Source organism: Arthrobacter sp. N1 (assembly GCF_048288285.1).
Lineage (GTDB): Bacteria > Actinomycetota > Actinomycetes > Actinomycetales > Micrococcaceae > Arthrobacter_D.
Map to the genome: position 1 here is coordinate 2,512,222 of NZ_CP102608.1, position 20,716 is coordinate 2,532,937.

14 protein-coding genes are annotated in these 20,716 nt (G+C 71.9%); 2 read left to right on the top strand and 12 right to left on the bottom strand.

Annotated features, from left to right (window positions below; translation table 11 throughout):
- Positions 1-104: 104 nt before the first annotated feature.
- From NVV32_RS11630 to NVV32_RS11640, 3 genes are read right to left on the bottom strand one after another with little or no spacing between them, the layout of a single operon-like run.
- Positions 105-3,584 carry an ATP-dependent helicase gene (locus NVV32_RS11630; RefSeq protein WP_422390264.1) on the bottom strand — a complete coding sequence of 1,160 codons (3,480 nt, stop codon included), beginning with the start codon at positions 3,582-3,584 and terminating at the stop codon, positions 105-107.
- Entirely contained in the window at positions 3,581-6,946 is a 3,366-nt protein-coding gene (locus tag NVV32_RS11635; RefSeq protein ID WP_422390265.1) for an ATP-dependent helicase, read from the bottom strand. The genes NVV32_RS11630 and NVV32_RS11635 overlap by 4 nt, the downstream gene beginning before the upstream one ends.
- A gap of 57 nt (positions 6,947-7,003) precedes the next feature.
- A complete protein-coding gene (locus NVV32_RS11640) occupies positions 7,004-7,459 on the bottom strand; it encodes an MGMT family protein (RefSeq protein WP_200914779.1) in 456 nt (151 codons plus the stop codon).
- A 73-nt stretch (positions 7,460-7,532) separates the two neighbouring features.
- Between NVV32_RS11640 and NVV32_RS11645 the strand changes: the two genes are divergently transcribed.
- A complete protein-coding gene (locus tag NVV32_RS11645; RefSeq protein WP_422390266.1) occupies positions 7,533-8,570 on the top strand; it encodes an exonuclease domain-containing protein in 1,038 nt (345 codons plus the stop codon).
- Between the two features lie 42 nt (positions 8,571-8,612).
- On the opposite strand, the gene hemL is transcribed toward NVV32_RS11645, so the two are convergent.
- From hemL to hemE, 8 genes are all read right to left on the bottom strand, one after another.
- Positions 8,613-9,947, bottom strand: a complete 1,335-nt coding sequence (hemL, locus tag NVV32_RS11650) for a glutamate-1-semialdehyde 2,1-aminomutase (RefSeq protein ID WP_422390267.1) — start codon at positions 9,945-9,947, stop codon at positions 8,613-8,615.
- A gap of 10 nt (positions 9,948-9,957) precedes the next feature.
- A complete protein-coding gene (gene hemB / locus NVV32_RS11655) occupies positions 9,958-10,944 on the bottom strand; it encodes a porphobilinogen synthase (protein WP_055768629.1) in 987 nt (328 codons plus the stop codon).
- Positions 10,941-11,936, bottom strand: coding sequence for a uroporphyrinogen-III synthase (locus tag NVV32_RS11660; RefSeq protein ID WP_422390268.1), 996 nt, complete (start codon positions 11,934-11,936; stop codon positions 10,941-10,943). The genes hemB and NVV32_RS11660 overlap by 4 nt, the downstream gene beginning before the upstream one ends.
- A gap of 32 nt (positions 11,937-11,968) precedes the next feature.
- Entirely contained in the window at positions 11,969-12,934 is a 966-nt protein-coding gene (hemC, locus tag NVV32_RS11665) for a hydroxymethylbilane synthase (RefSeq protein ID WP_422390269.1), read from the bottom strand.
- A gap of 14 nt (positions 12,935-12,948) precedes the next feature.
- Positions 12,949-14,103 carry a ferrochelatase gene (locus NVV32_RS11670; protein WP_422392039.1) on the bottom strand — a complete coding sequence of 385 codons (1,155 nt, stop codon included), beginning with the start codon at positions 14,101-14,103 and terminating at the stop codon, positions 12,949-12,951.
- 47 nt (positions 14,104-14,150) lie between these two features.
- Complete coding sequence (gene hemQ, locus NVV32_RS11675) at positions 14,151-14,870, bottom strand: hydrogen peroxide-dependent heme synthase (protein ID WP_082471300.1); 720 nt, start codon at positions 14,868-14,870, stop codon at positions 14,151-14,153.
- A gap of 71 nt (positions 14,871-14,941) precedes the next feature.
- Positions 14,942-16,642 (bottom strand): protoporphyrinogen oxidase, encoded by a 1,701-nt coding sequence (gene hemG, locus NVV32_RS11680; protein WP_422390270.1) that lies wholly within the window; start codon positions 16,640-16,642, stop codon positions 14,942-14,944.
- Positions 16,643-16,644: 2 nt separating this feature from the next.
- A complete protein-coding gene (hemE, locus tag NVV32_RS11685; RefSeq protein WP_422390271.1) occupies positions 16,645-17,706 on the bottom strand; it encodes a uroporphyrinogen decarboxylase in 1,062 nt (353 codons plus the stop codon).
- Between the two features lie 183 nt (positions 17,707-17,889).
- On the opposite strand from hemE, the gene NVV32_RS11690 reads away from it, so the two are divergent.
- Positions 17,890-19,272 carry a glutamyl-tRNA reductase gene (locus tag NVV32_RS11690; protein ID WP_422390272.1) on the top strand — a complete coding sequence of 461 codons (1,383 nt, stop codon included), beginning with the start codon at positions 17,890-17,892 and terminating at the stop codon, positions 19,270-19,272.
- 53 nt (positions 19,273-19,325) lie between these two features.
- Here NVV32_RS11690 and moeB read toward each other — a convergent pair whose 3' ends face one another.
- Positions 19,326-20,639, bottom strand: coding sequence for a molybdopterin-synthase adenylyltransferase MoeB (gene moeB / locus NVV32_RS11695; RefSeq protein ID WP_422390273.1), 1,314 nt, complete (start codon positions 20,637-20,639; stop codon positions 19,326-19,328).
- Positions 20,640-20,716 lie beyond the last annotated feature (77 nt).

The window sequence follows — 20,716 nt, forward strand, 5'->3', positions numbered from 1 at the left end:
AGTCGTCGTCCTCCCGGCTCGGGGGCCTATATTCCGTGCCGCCTCTCCGACCCGACGCGGAGGGCGACGCCGCCCCCGCACGTCACCCTCCGCCGAACCGGCGCTCATCCCGCTGCATCGGCGGCGAGCGTCGCCGTCGTGATGATGCGCTCGAGGTCGGCGGCGTCGGCCAGGTCATGGGGCCGCACCACCAGGTTGTCCGCCACATAGAAGAAGGCGGCGCGTACCGTGTCGAGGGGCACGTCCTTCAGCCGTGACCACGCGAGACGATAGACGGCCAGCTGGACGGCCTTGGCCGCGCGCCGGTCCGGAGCGGGCGGACGGCCGGTCTTCCAGTCGATCAGGTCCCAGCCGCCGTCGGCATCCCGGAACACGGCATCGATGCGTCCGCGCACCACGATGCCGCCGATCTTCGTCTCGATCGGAGCCTCGATGGCGGCAGGTTCACGCAACGCCCACTCCGACCGTTCGAACACCGCCGCCATGTCCTGGAGCCCGAGCGTCTCGTCCACGTGGGCATCGGCGCCGCCAGGATACTCTCCGAGGTCGAGCATGCCGCCGGACCCGTAGAACTCCTCGATCCACGCGTGGAACGCGGTACCCTTCCGGGCCGCCGATCCGGGCCGTCGCGGGAGCGGCCGTCGAAGATGCTGCAGGACGGCTTCCGGATCCTCCCGGAGTTCGACGAGCGTGGACGCCGAGATGTGCGAAGGAAGTCCGAGGGGCGTCCGCTCCCGTTCACGGGCCTGCCGAGCGAGCGCGAGCCTCACTTCCCGCCCCCACCGCCCGCCGTCGACATCGACGTCGAGGGTCGGCAGTGCCGTCTGCTCGAGGACGGCCCGTGCAGCTCCTTCCAGGTCCCGGCGCCTGGGTCCGAGCGGATCGACGGGCCAGGCCGCGCGTTCCGGACGAGCGTTGGCAGGGTTGGCGTCACCTTCCTCGCCCTCTGCGAGCCAGGACGGCGTCGAGAATCCGGGTGCATCGGAATCAGCCAGGGCGACAAGATCGGTCAGGTAGGGCGATGGACCGGAAGGCTTGGACCGCCCCCCGCCCCAGGCGGACGACGTGCAGACGAGAGCGTGCTTCGCGCGTGTGAAGGCCACGTAGGCGAGGCGCCGCTCTTCCCGCTCCGCGTGGGCCCGGGCCTCGTCGGTGAACTGCTGCTCGCTGACCAGCCACTCCTTCTGGTCCGGCTGCTCCCAGTCCCACTGCGGCAACTCGGGAGCGTCTCCGCGCAGGGTCCAGGGAATGGCGGAGTCACCGCTGCTCCATCGGGAGTCCTTGCCGCTTGGGAAAGACTTCCCGTTCAGTCCGGGCACGAAGACGACGTCCCACTCGAGGCCCTTCGAGGCGTGGACGGTCAGCAGCTGCACGGCGTCCCGGCTGGCTTCGAGCTGCGTGACGGGCAGCCCGTCCTCCTCCTGGTCGGCGGCCTCGAGCCAGGCGAGGAAGGCCGGAAGATCGACCCGCTCGGCGCTGGACACGAAACCGGCGACGGCCTCCGTGAAGGCGTCGAGGTTGCGGCGGGCTTCGTGGATGCTGACGCCCGGCTTCGCGGCGACCTCGATGTCGAGCAGGATGGTGCGTTCCACCTCCCCGATCAGGCTGCCCAGATCATCGCCGACGAAGCCACGGAGGGTCCGCAGTTCCTTCCTCAGCACATCGAGCCGACGACGAGCGGTGTCGCTGAGGGAGCGTCCCGACGAAGACACCCAGTCCGACGGCGGAAGGTAGTCGACCGCTTCGACGAGGCTCCCCGCCTCGGCGAGATCGGGAGCCACGACGGCGTCCCGGCTCTGGTCCTCGTCCAGCTCCGCCGCCGAGATGCCTCCCCGACGAAACATCGCCTCCCGCGTCCGCGCGAGTTGCCGTGACCAGTCGCCCAGCGCCATCAGGTCCGCCGGACCGAGCCGCCACCGGGCTCCGGCGAGGAGCCGGAGCATCGAATCCGAGCGGTCGGGATCGCCGAGCACCCGCAGGGTGGCCAGCAGATCCACGATCTCCGGTGTGCGCAGCAGCCCGCCGAGACCCACGACCTGCACCGGGATGCCTTCCCGCTCCAGTTCCCGCCGGATCGGATCGAACTGCTTGCGGCCCCTGCAGAGCACCGCCATCGTGGGTCGGAGTGCCGTACCGTCGTCGCCCGTCTCGAAGGACCGTCGACGCTGCCGCAGCACTTCGCGGGCGATCGCTTCGGCCTCGCTGAGCGGCTGTCCGGCGGAACCGGACAGGGCCCCGGTGCCGGTGCCCGGCCCGGGAACCGCCTCGGGTGCGGAGTCCGCAGGGATCGGCGCGTCGGTGCGGAACCGCCCGAGGGTGACCTCGCCGAGGGGGGCGTCCGGCCTGGCGACCAGGCCCGGCACCTGCTGGACCGAGGAGCTGCGCAGCCACGGAGCAGGGACGTTGAGGGGTGCGGACACCGTGTTGGCGGCCTCGAGGATCGACGTCGAATTGCGCCAGGCCACCGACAGGTGGGCCACCGGTGACGGCGCCCGGCCCTCCGGTGCGACCACGGGGAAGGCCGTTCGGAACGTTGCGAGCTGGCCCGCCGACGCGCCCCTGAAGCCGTAGATCGACTGGTGCGGATCACCGACGGCGGTGACCGAACGGCCATCGGCGAACAACCGGGAGAACAGCACCATCTGGGCGTGCGAGGTGTCCTGGAACTCGTCGAGCAGGACGACCCGATACTTCTCACGCTCCATCCGTCCAGCCTCCGGGATGTCCTGCGCGATCCGCGCGGCGAGGGAGACGAGGTCGCCGAAGTCGAGCTGGCGGCGTGCGAGCTTCGCGGCAGCGTAGCGCTCCACCAGCTCGGTGACGGTGATCCGGGTACGCAGCTTGTTCAGGAGGTCGTGCACCTTCTGGGTCGCGGGCCGGGCCGCCCCCGCGACGTAGGACTGGGCGGCCACAAGGTCGATGTGCCGACGCAGCTCGGCACGGACGGTCGCGGGGCTGACCAGGTGTTCCGCGCACTCACCCGCCATGTCGAGGACCGCCTTCACGAGGGTGCTCTTCGCGGCGGTGAAATGCTCCCACTCGCCGTCGAAGGCCTCGACCACGGAGGAGGCCAGCTGCCAGGACTGCGCAGTCCCCAGCATCACGGAGTCCCGCTCGATGCCGATCCGCAGACCGTAGTCCTGCACGATGCCGTTCGCGAAGGAGTGGTAGGTCGAGATGGTGGGGTCGAGCCGGTCGAGGAGGTCGCTGCCGACGGAGGTGCCGTCGTCCGGGCGCGAGGCGTAGAGCTGCGCCAGGCGCTGTCGGACACGGGAGGCGAGTTCGCCGGCGGCTTTGCGCGTGAAGGTCACCCCGAGGATCTGCTCGGGGCGCACCAGGTCGTTGGCGACGAGCCAGACCACCCTGTCCGCCATGGTCTTGGTCTTCCCCGACCCGGCGCCGGCGATGACCAGCAGGGGTTCCAGTGGCGCTTCGATGACGCGTGCCTGGTCTTCCGTGGGGTACTGCACGGGAGCATCGGGATCGGAGTGGAGCAGTTCCGCGAGGCGGCGGGCCGAATAGCGCCGACGGGCCGGGCCCGGCTCGGCCGGACGGGACGAGCCGTCACCGGCGATGCCCGTCACTGCGTCACCTGCTTGCCCTCTTCGCACAGCGGACACACCTCGGGGAGCCGGCAACCGCTGCCGCCGAACCCCGACCGCCGCGGGTCGTGGACCGCCTCGAAGGAGGCGGCAGCCATCAGGGCCGCTGCATCCCCGATCATGGTCCGCGCCCAGGCGTCGTCCGGCCCGACCGCGGGCTGGTCCTGCACCGACACGTTCTTCGCGGTGGTTCCCAGCTGCACCAGCGACGCCCCTCCGGGAAGGCTCGCCATCGGATCGGCGCGCCCCGCTCCGTCCTCGGCCGCTCCCGCGACCGCACCCTGTCCTTCGAGCCCGGCGTCGGATCCTGCCGACTCCCCACCCGACAGATCATCCGACGGATCACCCGACAGTGCGCCGGAAGCGACAGCCGTCTGGTAAGCCGCGAGCTGCGGATGGCGGGCGATGTCCCCTCCTGCGGGCGCGCTCTTGCCCGTCTTCAGGTCCACGACGACGAAACGCCCTTCCGCATCGAGCTCCAGCCGGTCGATCTGCCCACGGAGCCGTGCGACCCGCGCCGCGCCCGCGACCTCGACCTCCAGGTCCACCGAGAAGTCCACCTCGGTGGCGCGCAAGGACCTGCCGTCCTTCCGCATCGCCAGCACATAGGCGGCGAGCTTCCGCACCATGCCCTCGGCGCGGCGGAAATCCGCCTGTCCCTCCCACGTGTCCTTGATGCCGAGCTGGGGCCAGCGACGTTCGAGCTCCCGGACGTATTCGCTGCCGGTGGCGTCCGGCAGGTCCTGCGCGATCTGGTGCACGAGCGTTCCGAGCGAACGGGCGAAGTCGGTGGTGCGTTCGCCGCCGGCCGCCGAGACGAACCAGCTCAGCGGAGAGGCCAGCACGGACTCGACCTTCGACGGCGAGACGGGGATGGGCTGTTCCGGCGGAACCACGGGTTCGCTCGTGCTCAGGCCCAGCACCCCCCACCACTGGTCCGGATGCGCGCCGGGAACGGGCGGCTCGAGGGTCGCCATGCGTCCGAGGTGCCGGACCGCTTCCCGCGTGAGCACGCCGGCCACCTGCGGATCCTGCGCGAAGGTGCGCAGCTCCGCGACGAGGGCCCGGAGCGTCAGCGGCCTGAGGACCTGCGTGCGGGCCCTCTCGGTGACACCGGCCGGCAAGGGGTCCACGACGTCGAGGAACGGCGACGGTTGCTCGTCCTGAGACGCCACGGCGCAGCAGATCAGTTCTTCGGTGGCGCGCGAGACGGCCAGCGAGAAGGTCCGCAGCTCGTCGAAGCGGATGTCCTGCAGCAGTGACACCGGGTCGCGGGTACTGCGGAAGGTCTCGCCGTGGTCCAGGAGGGCGCGCAACTCCCCCGAACCCAGGAGCTCCCCGCGCAGGCGGAGATTGGGCCAGACGCCGTCCTGCACCCCACCGACGATCACCATGGGCCAGTGGCGGCCGGCAGCACTCGCCGGTGTCAGCACGGAGACGGACGCCTGCCGCTTGGTGCGCTGGGCCAGGGTGTCCATGGGGATGTCCTGGCTCAGGATGTAGTCGAGGAAGAGTTCGGGATCGGCGCCCGGCATCTGCTCGACGAAGCGTTCGGCCGTGTGGAAGAGGGCCATCATGGCGTCCAGGTCGCGGTCGGCCCGGGTGGACGACGGGCCCTCCGCCAGGGCTGCCCCCGACCACTGCTGGGCGAGACCCGACGCCGACCACAGTGCCCACAGGACGGTCTCCGGGTCGCGCCCGGCATCCGCGGCGGCGGACCTGCCGGCCTCCAGCATCCGGTGCAGGCGTCGCACCGGCGCACCCTCCGCCGGGAGCGCGGCGATCTCCTCCGGCGACGAGAAGAGGGCCGTGAGCAGTTCGTCGCTCGTCCGGCCCCCGCCCAGCTGCAGCTCGGTCCGCCGCAGGATCTGACGGAGCCGTCGGAGGTCGAGGCTGCCGGCTCCCCCGATCCTCGAGGTCAGCAGGGAGATGCAGAGCTCGGTGTCGAGCTCCGCGCGCCCCACCACGACGGCATAGAGATCGAGCAGGGGCCGGACCGCGGGTTCCTCCCTGATGGCGGTCTCCGCGGCCGGGACGTTCACCGCGATCCCCTGCGCCGACAGGAAGCGCTGCACTGCGGAGACCTGCGCGCCGTTGCGGACGATCACCGCGATGTCATCGAGGCTGCGCTCCCCGAACAGGTGTGCCTCGAGGATCCGCTGCGTGATGAAGCGCTGTTCGTGGAACGCGCTGTCGAGGACATGAGCGGAGGCCACGCCCGCACCGGGGATCCCCGCGACGGGGTCTCCCGCGGGTGCGGGCTCGACATCCGCCGCGGGCAGGGACCGGTAGGCCGTGCTCACTCCGGTGGTCGCGATGCGGGATGCCACCTTCTCCCAGGCCCGGGCGAGACCGCCCGACAGCGTCAGCGACCCGGGCAGCAGCACCGTCGAGAAGCGATCGCGCCGACCGAAGAGGCCGGACAGCCGGCCCGCGAGTTCGGGCCGGGCTCCACGAAAGCCCTGCGCCACGGTGTCCGGGCAGGAGGTGATGACGACGTCGTTCCCTGCCCCGATGAGCCCGAGGAGCGCGTGGACCGCGGGGTTGGCCTCCTGGTAGTCGTCCACGAGGACGAGCTGCAGGCGGGCCCGCTCCTGATCGAGGAACGTGGGGTCGGTCTCGAGGATCTCCCGCGCTGCGGTGAGGATGCCCGCCGGATCGAAGGCCTCCGGCATACGGAGGTCGAGGACGTCCCGGTACTCACGGTAGAGGAAGGCGGCGGCCACCCAGTCGGGGCGGTCGAAGCGCTCTCCCCAGGCAGCCAGGTCCTCGGCAGGTACGCCGTACTCGCTGACGCGGTCGAACAGGTCGCGGATCTCCTGGCGGAACCCACGGGTCGGCAGGGCGAGGGAGAGGTCGGACGGCCAGACGAGCCGCGGCGCGCCCGCCCGGTCATGGCCGGAGAGGAGCTCCTTGATGATGAGATCCTGCTCGGCGCCCGAGAGGAGCCTCGGCGGCCGCGTGATGAGCGGCGTCCGGCCCTCCGCCCTCGCCCGACGGATGAGGTCGAAGGCATAGGAGGACCACGTGCGCGCGGGAGCCGTGCTGATGCTCCGGTCGAGTTTCGCGGTCAGGTCATCCCTCAACCTCGTGGCGGCAGCCCGTGTGGGACCGAGCAGCAGCAGACCGTCGGGATCGAGGACGCCGACTTCGATCCGGCGTACCGCGAGATCGGTCAGCAGCGTCGACCGGCCGCTGCCCGGAGCACCGAGGACGAGGACCTGGCCGGCGTGGTCCTGCAGCGAGGCGAGCACACCCTCGTACCCGTCCCTGAGCCCGTCGTCACGGTGGGGACGGCCGCCGGTCGCGGGTGCGGGCGGTCCTTCGTGGAGCGTGCTGGTCATGGTTCAAGACCATCACATCCCACGGACAATCAGGCGTACCGCAACGGGTGTCCTGCGCTACGGCGCGGGACGGCTCACGGACGCGCCGAGACGGGCCAGGGCGTCCTGCTGGGCGGGGGACGGCCACCAGCGCGCCTCCGCGAGGACCACCCTGTAGTCGTCCTCGTCCACGGGGTCCGCAGGTACGGCCAGGGCAGTGCCCTCGTCGTCGTACCTGGACCGTGCCTCCCGCGCGAGGCCCTGGGCAGGACGACCGCCGGCCCGCAGCACGCGCCACCACGGCACGTCCCGGGCGGCGAGAGAGAGGGCCCGTCCCACCTGCCGCGGCCCTCCGCAGGCCAGCAGTTCGGCGATGTCGCCGTAGGTGAGCACCTTCCCCGGAGGGATCATCGCCGTCACGTCGAGGACCGCCCCGGCGTAGCCTGCGGGATCGGCCCGCGCCATCGGCCGAGACCCCGCGGCGGCCTCTCGCGGGCCCGGCGGCTGCCGGCGGCCGTCTGCTCGTGGTCGCATGGGCTCAACCCTAGACCGGCGGGCAGCGGAGCGGCGCACCGATTTGGTCGGACCCCGCGACTACGGTGATGCCATGACGAGCTGGCACACGGCGCCGAGGGCGGCCTTCGACGTGGAGACGACCGGACGGGATCCCCTGTCGGCACGCATCGTCACGGCGACCATCATCGTCGTCGACGGCGCGGGAACGGTACTGGAGCATCACGAGTGGCTGGCCGATCCGGGTATCGAGATCCCGGCGGGCGCGGCGGCGATCCACGGCATCACCACGGACCACGCCCGCTCGCTCGGCCTGGACGCCGGCGCGGTGGTCGGCGGCATCGCCGCGGTCCTCGCGCGCCTGTTCGCCGCGGACATCCCGGTCCTGGCCTACAACGCCCGCTACGACTTCACCGTGCTCGCCGAGGAGGGACGCCGGCACGGCATCGCCGTACCGGTGCCCTCGCCCGTGATCGATCCCTTCATCATGGACAAGCAGGCCGACCGGTACCGGCGGGGCAAGCGGACGCTGACGGCACTGTGCGAGCACTACGGCGTGCGCTTCGACAACGCCCACACATCCGCCGCGGATGTTTTGGCGACCCTGCGGGTCGGTGACATCCTCGCCGACCGGTTCCCGTTCCTCCAGCGTCCGGCGCGGGAACTGCACAGCGCGCTCGTCGTGTGGGCCGACCGCCAGGCGGCCAGTTTCGAGGAGTACCTGCGCCGGACCGAGCCCGACACCGTGATCGAACGGGCCTGGCCCGTCGTGCCCCGCGAGCAGGACACGCGACGGCCGGAACACTCCGTCGACCTCCGAGCGGAGCGGGTGGACGACGCGACACGGACCTCCGCTGCCGGCGCATCCGGCGGACCCGCACCCGCGGGAGCGGTCGAGGTCCTGCCCGCGGGAGCGGTCGAGGTCCTCCCCGCAGGCGCGGGACCGACGGCGACCGCCGGCGCGGCCGGTCCCGACATCGCCCGCTCCGGCATCGGATCCGGCATTGAGTCCGGCATCGAGTCCGGCATTGAGTCCGGCGTCGGATCCGGCGTCGGGAAAGTCCACGACGCGTCCGGCACGATGCCGGCGACAGAAGCCGTCCCCGTACCGCAGGCCGCCGCCGTCGCCTGATGTGCGCCGATCGGCGGGCGGCCCGGCGTCAGCCGGTCAGGCTCAATCGCTCGGGACGGCTTCCGCGGCGGCGTTCGCCGCCGCCGGCAGCGCCGCATGGATGCGCTCCATCGCGGCGTCGTCGTGGGCTGCGGAGAGGAACCAGGCCTCGTAGACCGACGGCGGGAGGTAGACGCCCGAGTCGAGCATGGAATGGAAGAACGGGCCGTAGCGGAAGCCCTCCTGGCCCTGCGCATCGGCGTAGTTGCGGACACCGTGCTCGGCGGTGCCGAAGGCCACGCTGAAGAGGTTGCCGGCACGCTGGATGGAGTGGTCCACCCCGGCCCTCGTCAGCTCGGCGGACAGGGCGTCGCTCACCTCGAGCGACCGGGCGTCGACGTGGCGGTAGACGTCGTCCGTCGCTGCGGTGAGGGTGGCGACACCGGCCGCCATGGCGATGGGGTTCCCCGAGAGCGTTCCGGCCTGGTAGACAGGCCCGATCGGTGCGAGGTAGTTCATCACGTCGGCGCGACCGCCCAGGGCCGCCGCCGGGATCCCGCCGCCGATGACCTTGCCGAAGGTGAGGAGATCCGGGGTCCACGGGTGCTCGGCGTCGTCGGCCCCGCCGGTCAGCTTCCAGTAGCCGCCCGGGTGCGTCCGGAATCCGGTCATCACCTCGTCGACGATGAACAGGGCGCCGTGCTCGGTGGTGATCCGGCTGAGGAAGGCGTTGAAGCCGGGAGCAGGAGTCACGACACCCATGTTCGCCGGTGCGGCTTCGGTGATGACGGCGGCGATGTGCTCGCCGTGCGTGCGGAAGGCCTCCTCGACGGCTTCGACGTCGTTGTAGGGCAGCACGAGCGTCTCCGCCGTCGTGGCCTCCGTGACGCCTGCGGAACCGGGCAGCGCCAGCGTGGCGACGCCGGAACCCGCGGCGGCGAGCAGGCTGTCCACGTGGCCGTGGTAGCAGCCCGCGAACTTGACGATCAGGGTACGGGACGTGAAGCCGCGCGCCAGCCGGACGGCCGTCATGGTCGCCTCGGTGCCGGTCGACACCATCCGCAGGAGCTCGACGGCGGGCACCCGTTCCTTGACGAGCTGCGCCAGGTCCGCCTCTGCGGGCGTCGATGCGCCGAACGTCAGACCGTGGTCGACGGCGCGGTGCACGGCGGCGATGACCTCCGGGTGGGAGTGCCCGAGGAGCGCCGGGCCCCAGGAACAGACGAGGTCGACGTACTGCGTGCCGTCGGCGTCGGTGACGTAGGCGCCGTGCGCATCGACGAGGAAGCGGGGGGTGCCGCCGACCGATCCGAAAGCCCGGACCGGCGAATTGACGCCGCCGGGCATGAGGTGGCGGGCACGCTCGTAGAGGGAGTCCGAGGTCGTGGACGTCGTCATGGTGGGTTCCTTAGCTGTGGGATTCGTCGAGCCAGAGCGCGAGCTCCGAGGCCCAGTAGGTGAGGATCATCTGCGCACCGGCACGCTTGATGCCGAGGACGGACTCCTCGATGGCGCGGCGGCGGTCGATCCAGCCGTTCGCCGCGGCGGCCTCGATCATCGCGTACTCACCGGAGATCTGGTACGCGGCGACGGGCACGGGTGACATGGCCGCGACATCCGCGAGGATGTCCAGATAGCTCATGGCCGGCTTGACCATCACCATGTCCGCACCCTCCTCGATGTCGAGTTCGACCTCGAGGAGGGCCTCGCGCCGGTTGGCGGCGTCCATCTGATAGGTCCGGCGATCGCCGGTGAGCTGCGAGTCGACCGCTTCGCGGAACGGACCGTAGAACGCCGAGGCGTACTTCGCCGCGTAGGCGAGCACCACGGTGTCCTGGTGTCCCGCCTCGTCGAGCGCCTGCCGGATGACGGCGACCTGCCCGTCCATCATCCCGGACGGCCCGAGGACGTGCGCCCCCGCGTTCGCCTGCTCGACGGCCATCTGCGCGTACAGCTCCAGCGTGGCATCGTTGTCGACCGATCCGTCACCCGCGACGACGCCGCAGTGGCCGTGGTCGGTGAATTCGTCGAGGCAGACGTCGCTCATCACGACGAGCGCATCGCCGACCTCGGCCCGGACGTCGGCGATCGCCCGGTTGAGGACGCCGTCGGGGTCGATGCCGGCGCTGCCGGTCGCATCCCGGTGTTCGGGGATGCCGAAGAGCATGATGCCGCCGACCCCGCGCTGCACCGCCTCGGCCGCCGCGCGCTTGAGCGACTCCGTGGTGTGCTGGACGACGCCGGGCATCGACAGGATGGGAGAGGGCTCCGTGAGTCCTTCGCGGATGAAGGCGGGCAGGATCAGCTCGGACGGGTGGACGCGGTATTCGGCGACCATGCGGCGGAGCGCCGGCGTGGAGCGCAGCCGGCGCGGTCGGTGCTGGGGGAAGCTCATGGCTGGTCTCCGATCGGTGGTGCTGAGGTGGGTGCTGAGGTGGGTGCTGAGGTGGGTGCTGAGGTGGGTGCTGAGGTGGGTGCTGAGGTGGGTGCTGAGGTGGGTGCTGAGGTGGGTTCGGGTGGTGGTGCTGGAGCGGGTCCTGCGGGCGGTCCGGTCGACCCGGACACCGGCCGTCCCGATGGCAGGGTCACCGGTTCGGTCCCGAAGGCTTCCAGGACCGCCGCCCTGATCGCGGACGGGGTGGGTCCGGTCGCCGTCGCCCCCGGTTCCCAGCCCTGCCCGCGCAGTGCTGCCGCGGTCGTCGGACCGATCGCGACGGGGTGGAACGCCAACGGCCCGGCGGCCAGCCTTTCACGAAACTGCTGCACCGTGCTCGGCGCGGTGAAGACGACGGCGGGCTGGACACCGGCGGTCGCCAGCCCGACGACGTCGACCGGGACCAGCAGCGGCGGCGGAACTCCGTCCTCGACGACGCCGGGGACGCGCCGGGACTGGTGCGCCGGATACGGGACCGTGCGGTAGGCCTCGATCCGCTCGACCCGCCAGCCCAGGCCGGTGAGGCCCGCCCGGAGGTCGTCGGGTGCGAGGTCTGCCTGCGGCAGGAGGATCCGCTCGTGCCCTCGCCCGATGGCGCGGAGCAGGCCCGCGGAGGTCGCGTCGCCGGGTACCAGGTCGACGGCGACACCCGCGTCCTCGAGCAGGCGTGCGGTCGCCGAACCGACGGCCGCGACCCTCGTCCCACCCGCCGCTGCCGCGAGGCCCGCCGTATGGGCCCGGCCGATAGCATCGAGCGCCTGGACGGTGTTGCCGCTCGTCACCACGAGCCACCGGTACTCCCCCCGAGCCAGGGCCGTGAGCCCCTTCAGGACGGCGTCGACATCCCCCGGGAGCTCGGTCTCCGTGAGCGGCAACGCGAAGACGGACAGCGCCGCCGCCCGGAGCGCATCGGCGATGCGGACCGCCCGTGCAGGATGGCGGAGGACGATCACGCTCCTCGCCGCCGGGCCGCCGACCATGCGGGTCAGCTGCTCAGGGGTGCGATATCGGCGGCGCCGGCAGCGAGCAGTTCCTCGGCGAGCTCCACCCCGAGCCGCGCGGCGGCCACCGCGTCCGTTGCGGGAGCCGATCGCGTCACGCGGAGGATCGCCCGGCCGTCGAGGCTGCACACCACCGCCTCGAGCGCGAGTTCCTCGCCCTGCAGCCGGGCGAGGGCACCGATCGGAGCGGCGCAGCCGGCCTCGAGCTGCAGCAGGACGGCCCGCTCCGCCGTCACGGCCAGGCGCGTGGGCAGGTGGTCGTAGGCGGCCAGGGCCTCACGCATCCCGGCGGTGGCCTCGGCCTCGCGGCACTCGACGGCCAGCGCTCCCTGTCCGGGTGCTGGGAGCATCACGGCGGGATCGATCAGTTCGGTGATCGCGTCGTCACGGCCGAGCCGCTTGAGGCCGGCAGCGGCGAGGACGACGGCGTCGAGATCACCCGGCGCGCCGATCACGAGTCCCGCGACGCGTCCGAGGCGCGTGTCGACATTCCCGCGGATGTCGACGACGTCCAGGCCCGGCCGCGCGGCACGGAGCTGGGCCGCCCGGCGGGGCGACCCGGTCCCCACGCGCGCACCGTCCGGCAGGGTCGCGAGCGTCAGTCCGTCACGGGCGCAGAGGGCGTCACGGACGTCCTCCCGCTCCGGGACGGACGCCACGGTGAGGCCCGGAGCAGGCAGGGTGGGCAGGTCCTTGAGCGAGTGGACCGCGATGTCGCAGCGCTCCTCGAGCAGCGCGTCACGCAGCGCCGCGACGAACACACCCGTACCGCCGATCTGCGACAGCGACCCCCGGAGGACATCCCCTTCCGTGCGGATGCGCACCAGTTCGTACGGCAGGGCTGCGAGGTCGGCCACGCGCTCGGCCACCGTCGTCGTCTGGGTCATCGCGAGTGCGCTGCCCCTGGTCCCCACCCGGATGGCGCCGGTCGCCCCGGCCTGCGTGTCCATGGTTCCCGCCGACATCACATACCGGGGTTGGGCAGCGGCGTCCCCACGGTGGAGTCGACGGAGGCGATGGTCGGCTTCTCCCCGCGCCGGTTCGCGCAGCAGTTCGGCCGGCAGACGTCGTACCAGGGGCCGAGCGCGGTGGCGGACGGACGGTCGGCGATGTTGTTGTCGATCGTCCGCTCGAGGATGAGGTCGACCAGGCCGGCGACGAACGTGGCGTGCGTGCCGGGGGTCGGGACGCGGTCCGCCACGATACCGAGCTCGCCGCACGTCTCCAGCGCCTCGGTGTCGAGGTCCCAGGCCACCTCCATGTGGTCGGAGACGAAACCGAGCGGCACGATCACGACGCCGCGGGTGCCGCCCTCGTAGCGGTCACGCAGGGCATCGCTGATGTCGGGCTCGAGCCACGGGATGTGCGGGGCACCGGACCTGGACTGGTAGACGAGCGACCATTCGACACCGGCGGCCTCGGGGATGCGGTCGAGGACGGCCTGCGCTGTCGCGAGGTGCTGGGCCACGTAGGCGCCCTCCTCGTGGGCGGGCCCGCCGTCGCCGTTCCGCGGCCCCGCGGCCTCGGCGTCACCTATGGGGATCGAGTGGGTGGAGAACATGATGTGCACGGGGGCGTCAGGCGTGCCCTGCTCCGCGAGACCTGCACGGACCGTGGCGAGTCCCCCGGTGACACCTTCCACGAACGGCTCGACGAAGCCCGGGTGGTCGAAGTACTGGCGCACCTTGTCCACCTCGAGGCGTCCCTCGAGGCCGGTCTTCACGAGTGCCATCCCGAGGTCCTCGCGGTACTGGCGGCAGCTGGAGTAGCAGGAGTAGGCGCTCGTGGTGACGGCGAGCACCTTGCGGTGTCCGGCGTCGTACGCCTCCTGCAGGGTGTCGGCGATGAACGGCTCCCAGTTGCGGTTCCCCCAGAAGACCGGCAGGTCGATGCCGCGGTTGCGCAGCTCGGCCTCCATCGCCGCGCGGAGGGCGCGGTTCTGGCTGTTGATGGGGCTGACGCCACCGAAGGCCCGGTAGTGGTGCGAGACCTCCTCGAGCCGCTCGTCGGGGATGCCGCGGCCGCGGGTGACGTTGCGCAGGAACGGGATGACGTCGTCCTGGCTCTCGGGTCCGCCGAAGGAGGCGAGCACGACGGCGTCGTACGCCTTCGGCGCCATGCGGCCGTTCTCGTCGACTCCGTCGAGGGGGTTGAATGCCTGTGTCGTCACTGGAGCACCTCTGCAATCTCGTCGTGGTTGATCCGCCGGCCGGTATAGAACGGCACTTCCTCGCGCACGTGGCGGCGTGCTTCGGTCTCCCGCAGGTATCGCATCAGGTCGACGAGGTCGACGAGGTCCGGAGCCTCGAGTGCCAGGATCCATTCGTAGTCGTTGAGGGCGAAGGATGACACGGTGTTGGAGATGACCTGGGGATACTTCCGGCCCTTCAGCCCGTGATCCATGAGCATCTCCCGGCGCTCGTCGGTGGGCAGGATGTACCACTCGTAGGAGCGGACGAAGGGGTACACGCAGACCCACTCCGCCGGAGCCACCCCGCGGGAGAACGCCGGGCTGTGGGACTTCGAGAACTCGGCGTCGCGGTGCACGCCCATGGCGGACCACACCATGGTGGTCTCGGCGAACATCTCGGTCCTCCTGAGCCTGCGGACCGCCATCTGGAGGTCCTCGGGGCGGGGCCCGTGCAGCCAGACCATGACGTCGGCGTCGGCCCGCATCGCGGAGACGTCGTAGAAGCCACGGAGCACCACGCCGTCCTGCTCGAAGGAGGCGACGACCTCGTCGAGCGTGTGAGCACCGGAATCGGTCGTCGCGGAACCCCGCTTGAAGACCGTCCAGAGCGTGTAGAACAACTCACCGGGGGCTTCGGCGCCCTCTCCGGTCTGCTGTGGAGCGTGGGCGGGGTTGCTACCGTTCGGCTCAGTCATGGTACTAGTCTGCCCCCGCCGGAAGACGATTCGAAATCCTTCTCTTCTACAAACGGTAGAAGAGACGAACGTCACATCGGGGCGCCGGTGTCGCCCCTCAGCAGGACGTCAGCAAGGGCTGTCGCCCGCACCCGCGCGTCGTCGATGACGGCCACGAGTCCCGTCCCTGCCAGCCATCCGCCGGTCACGGCGAGCGACTCCGCAGCCGCGGCCACTGCCCCCCGGATGCGGGCGACGCGCTCGCGGTGACCCACGGAGGCGTGCGGCAGCGCGCCTGCCCAGCGCACCACGTCCCAGTCGAGGACGTCCGCCTCGTCGATGCCGACACCGAGCAGGGTCGAGGCGTCCGCGAGCGCGTGCCGGTAGAGGAGCTCGTCCGGTGAGGCGAGCCCGACGTCGGCCGGGGTGTCCCCCACCCGCCCGAAGGACAGCCGTAGGACGTGCGAGCCCGGACCCGCCTGGTCGCGCAGCCACGCCCACTTCGCGGTCGAGTGCGTCAGTGCCTTCGCGGCGACCCCCTCGACACCCCGGGCCACGAGGACGCCCGTCCCGCGCGGCCGGGCATCGAGTTCGGGGACGTCCACGATCAGCGTCACCAGGGCGACGCCGGGCACCGGATCGGGGCGCTCGTCGGCGAGGGCCGGGATGGCAGGACCCAGCAGGTCGACGGCGGCGCGACCCTCGGTGGCCACGACGACGGCGTCCGCCCCGATGCGACGGGTCAGGGTCGAGTGCTCGGTGGTCACCGTCCAGCCCGCACCGTCGCGGGTCACGCCGGAGACCTGCTCTCCCGTCCGCAGGTCGGCGCCGTCGGCCCTGAGCTGCTCCACGAGCGCATCGCGGAGCTGGGCGATGCCACCGTCGAGGCCACCGACGGCGGCCCCCGCCGGTGCGGCCTTACGCAGCGCTCCGGCCGCCGCACCGAGGGATCCCAGCCGTCCCATGGTCGCCCGGAGCCCGGGGGCCACCGAGTCGACGTCGAGATCGTCCGGGTCGGCGGAGAACACACCACCGGCGACGGGCGCGACCAGGCGCGTTAGCACCTCCTCCCCCATCCGCGTGCGGACGAGTTCACCGAGGCTGACTCCGCTGCGGGTCGCCAGCGATCCCACGGGCAGCACCCTGTCCAGGGCCGCGCGCAGCGACCCTGCCCGGCCGATCACCGCGGTGATGGCGGGATCGCCCGGATCAGCGGGGATGCCGAGGACCCCGGAGTTCGGCAGGGGCTGCGCCGCCGCCCGGAGGTCCCTGCCGGGCAGCTGCACCCAGGCACCCGTGGCATCGGGCGTGACGATGCGGTCACCGAGTCCGAGCTCTCCGGCGAGCGCCGGGACGGTGGCCGAGCGCGTCGAGAAGGACTCGGCACCGCTGTCGAGCTGGAATCCTCCGAGCGATCTGCCGTCCACGGTCCCGCCGAAACGATCGGACCGTTCCAGGAGCGTGACGGCCAGTCCGCGGGCCAGCAGGGTCCGCGCGGCGACGAGGCCGGCCAGCCCTCCGCCGATGACCACGGTCCGGCGGCGGGCGGGTGCCGGGGCCGCGCCGTCGTCCGCTGCCGCCTCCCGTGCGGGTGCGGGCGGCACTGCCGCTGCGGGCATGGTCGCCGGGGCTGCCTGAGCTACCGCCGGTGGGGAAGCCGCGAGCGAAGGCCCGTCCGCGGACGCGGCGGGACCGGACCCGACGACGGCGCCGGTCCGGCCACCTGCCCCGCGGTCCGCTGCTGCGGCGCCGGCGGGCGTCTCCCGCCGGCCACGCCCGACCCCCTGGTCCATGCCTACGGCTCCACGGAGTGGATGAGCTCCACGACGCGCGTGAGCACGTCGGGGTCGGTGTCCGGGGGGACGCCGTGCCCGAGGTTGACCACGTGACCGGGCGCCGAGGCGCCGGCTGCGAGGACCTCGCGCACATGGCGTTCGAGCACCGGCCACGGCGCGGGCAGCAGTGCCGGGTCGATGTTGCCCTGGAGCGGTACCGAGCCGCCGAGGCGCCGGTTGGCCTCGTCCAGCGGCAGCCGGTAGTCGACGCCGATCACGTCCACGCCGACCTCGTGCATCGCCGCCAGGAGCTCCGACGTACCGGTGCCGAAGTGGATGAGGGGTGCGCCGGAGCCCCGTACGTGGTCGAGGGCCCGGCGCGAGGCCGGCGCGACGTGCGTGCGGTAGTCCGCGAGACCCAGGGAACCCGCCCACGAGTCGAAGAGCTGAGCCGCACTGGCGCCCGCCTCGAGTTGAGCGCGGAGGAAGGCGCCGGAGGCGTCCGCCGCCCAGTCGGTGAGCGCGGACCACGTCCCGGGATCGGCGTGCATCATGGTGCGCGGACCCAGGTGGTCCCGGGAGGGCTTCCCCTCCACCATGTACGCGGCGAGCGTGAAGGGCGCGCCGGCGAACCCGATGAGCGGCGTGGTCCCGAGCTGCGCCACGGTCAGGGCCACCGCCTGCCTGATCGGCTCGAGCGCCTCATCGGTCAGTGTGGGCAGGGCGGCGACGTCGGCCGCGGAGCGGATGGGCGAGCCGAGGACCGGGCCCACACCCGGCACGATGTCCACGTCCACGCCTGCGAGCTTGAGCGGGATGACGATGTCGGAGAAGAAGATGCCCGCATCGACGTCGTGGCGGCGGACGGGCTGCAGGGTGATCTCCGAGGCCATCTCCGGATCAAGGCACGACTCGAGCATGTCGGTCCCCGCGCGGAGGGCCCGGTACTCCGGCAGGGAGCGGCCGGCCTGGCGCATGAACCACACGGGCCGCCGATGCGGCGTCTGCCCGCGATAGGCGGAGATGAGTGCCGAGCCGGACGTGCGTCCGTCGACCAGCGGGTGCGATGCTCCAAGGTCCATACCGCCGATTCTGCCGAAGTTCACAGCGTTTGGATAACCGGCGCCGCCACGGGCCGGCCGGGCGTGCCCAAGATCACGCCCGTCCGAGTGGGGCAGGATTCCGCAGGATTCCGCGGATTGCAAGCTCCGGTAAGGCTGGCCTATTCAGTGGGGAAGGGCCGTTCTCGGTATGATCGAGGGGTTGTGGTACTTCTTTCACTTGTAGCGACACACTCGAATGTGGACCTGGAGACGGTCGCCCGACTGAGCGTCGGGGCCCCCCAGGTTCCTGCCGCCGTGCTCGCCGATGACAGCGCTGTCTCCGGCGCCGTCGTGCTGGCCACCTGCAACCGCTTCGAGATCTACGCCGAGGCACCGTCCGAGGACGACGTCGAAGCGGCACGATCCGCCATCGTCTCGACGATCAGCGAGTACTCCGGCATTCCCGAGCAGTCCGTCTCGGCATCCTTCGAGACCCATACCGGCCAGGACGTCGCCGAGCACCTCTTCGCCGTCGGCGCCGGACTGGATTCCGCCGTGATCGGCGAGCGCGAGATCGCCGGCCAGGTCCGGCGCGCCCTCATCGACGCGCAGGGTTCGGGGGCTGCGAGCGGCGGGCTCGTGCGTCTCTTCCAGGCCGCGTCGAGGACCGCGAAGGACGTCGGGGCGCAGACAGCGCTCGGCAGCCGCGGCCGCTCGATCGTCTCCGTGGCCCTCGAACTCGCCGGGGACATCTCCGCGGACGCCGACTGGTCACGGAAGACGGTCGTGCTCTTCGGGACCGGCGCCTACGCGGGCGCCACCATGGCAGCACTCAAAGACCGCGGCTGCACCGACATCTCGGTGTTCTCCTCGTCCGGTCGCGCCGAGGCCTTCGTCGCCACGCGCGGCGGCACTGCCGTCACCGCCGCCGACCTCCCCGGAGCGATGCGCCGCGCCGACGTCGTCATCGGCTGCAGCGGCAGCGACGCGCGGATCGATGCGGCCGACCTCCAGCGGATCCGCGAGGGCGGCAACCGGCCGCTCGTCGTGATCGACCTCGCCCTCAGCCACGACTTCGATCCCGCCGTCGGCATGCTCGACGACGTCGAGCTCATCACGCTCGAATCCGTCCGAGCAGCGGCCCCCGAGGAGCAGGCGGACGCGCTCGCCCAGGCCGGCGACCTCGTGCGCGACGCCGCCCGCACCTTCGAGGAGCAGCAGGCGACCCGCGCGATGAACGCTGCGATCGTCGCCCTCCGGCAGCACACGCAGGCCGTGCTCGATTCCGAGATGGAGCGCGTCCGAGCGCAGCACGGGTGCACGGCTGCCGCCGAGGAGGTCGAGTTCGCCCTCCGCCGCATGGTCCGCCAGCTTCTCCACGTCCCGACCGTACGGGCGCGTGAGCTCGCCACCGAGGGTCGCCAGGACGAGTACACCGCAGCACTCGAGGCCCTCTACGGCATCGAGGTGGCTCCAGCGGCCGAGAAGGGGACCGGGACCTCGGACGCGGCCCTGCCGCCTGCCGTTCCGCCGCACACCGGCCATGTCCACCCCGATGGCGCCGTGTGCCCCGTCGATCACGGGCGCCCCGCCCGAAGCGCCTGACTCCGCCAGTCCCCTGCGACCGTCGCGGCCGTCCCGTCCCCCGGGGACGCCGCTCAGTACCCCGGCTTCCCGGGCTCGATCCGGCCGATCCATTCGATGATCCCGCCCTGCACGGACCGCGCGTCGGGGTGGCCCTGCGCACGGAGGAAGCGGACGACGGCGGCCGAGCGCACCCCTGACTTGCAGTGGACGATCACGGGACGGGCGGCATCGATCCGGTCCTCGCCGTCGAGGATGAGGTGCTGCGGGACCAGCCGGGCTCCCTCGATGGCGACGATCGCGTACTCCTCCGGGTTCCGGACGTCCAGCAGGTCGAAGTCCACGCTGCCGGCGGACCGTGCGGCCAGGAGTTCCGCCAGCTCGTCCACCGTCACCAGGGGAACCGGCCCGTCCTCGCTCGTCCCGGCCGTGCCGGCGTCGCCGGAACCGACCGAGGGCACCCCGCAGAACTGCTCGTAGTCGATCAGCTCCGTGATCCGCTCCGCCGACGGGTCGGGGCGCACGCGCAACTCGCGCCAGCTCATGTCCAGTGCATTGAACACCAGGACCCGCCCGAGGAGGGTGGTGCCCACGCCCGTGATCAGCTTGATGGCCTCGTTGACCATGACCGAACCGATCTGCGCGCAGAGCACGCCGAGCACCCCGCCCTCGGCGCAGGAGGGTACGGAGCCGGGCGGCGGCGCCTCCGGGTAGAGGTCGCGGTACGTCGGTCCGTGGCCCTGCCAGAAGACACTCACCTGGCCGTCGAAGCGCAGGATCGACCCCCAGACGTAGGGCTTGCCGAGGATCGCCGCGGCGTCGTTCACCAGGTAGCGCGTGGCGAAGTTGTCGGTGCCGTCGACGATCAGGTCGTACTGCGAGAACAGGTCCAGCGCGTTCCCACGGTCGAGCCGCTCCTCGTGCAGCACCACGCCGACGAGCGGGTTGAGCTCCAGGATGCTCGCCCGGGCGGACTCCGCCTTGGACCGCCCGAGGTCGGCCATGCCGTGGATGACCTGCCGCTGCAGGTTGGAGAGCTCGACGTCGTCGTCGTCCACGATCCCGAGCAGGCCGACGCCCGCTGCCGCGAGGTAGAGCAGCGCGGGCGAACCGAGGCCGCCGGCGCCGATCACCAGCACCCGGGCGTTCTTCAGCCGCAGCTGCGCCTCCATGCCGAAGCCCGGGATGATCAGGTGGCGCGAGTAGCGCAGGATCTCCTCGGGGGTGAGGCCGGCTGCCGGCTCCACGAGCGCGGGCAGGCCGGACACGGTCGTGGGCGGCCTCCCGGAACGCGCCCCGACCGACGGCCCGGACGGCGCCCCCGTCGGCGTCCCGATCGGTGTCCCGACGTCGGCGGAAGTGTTCGGAGCGGTCGGTGAAGCGGTCATGCCCAAGGGTATTCCGCCGCGCACCGGTGGAGCCATCGCAGGAGGACTGATGGGTAGACTGATCTGGCCCCATCCGC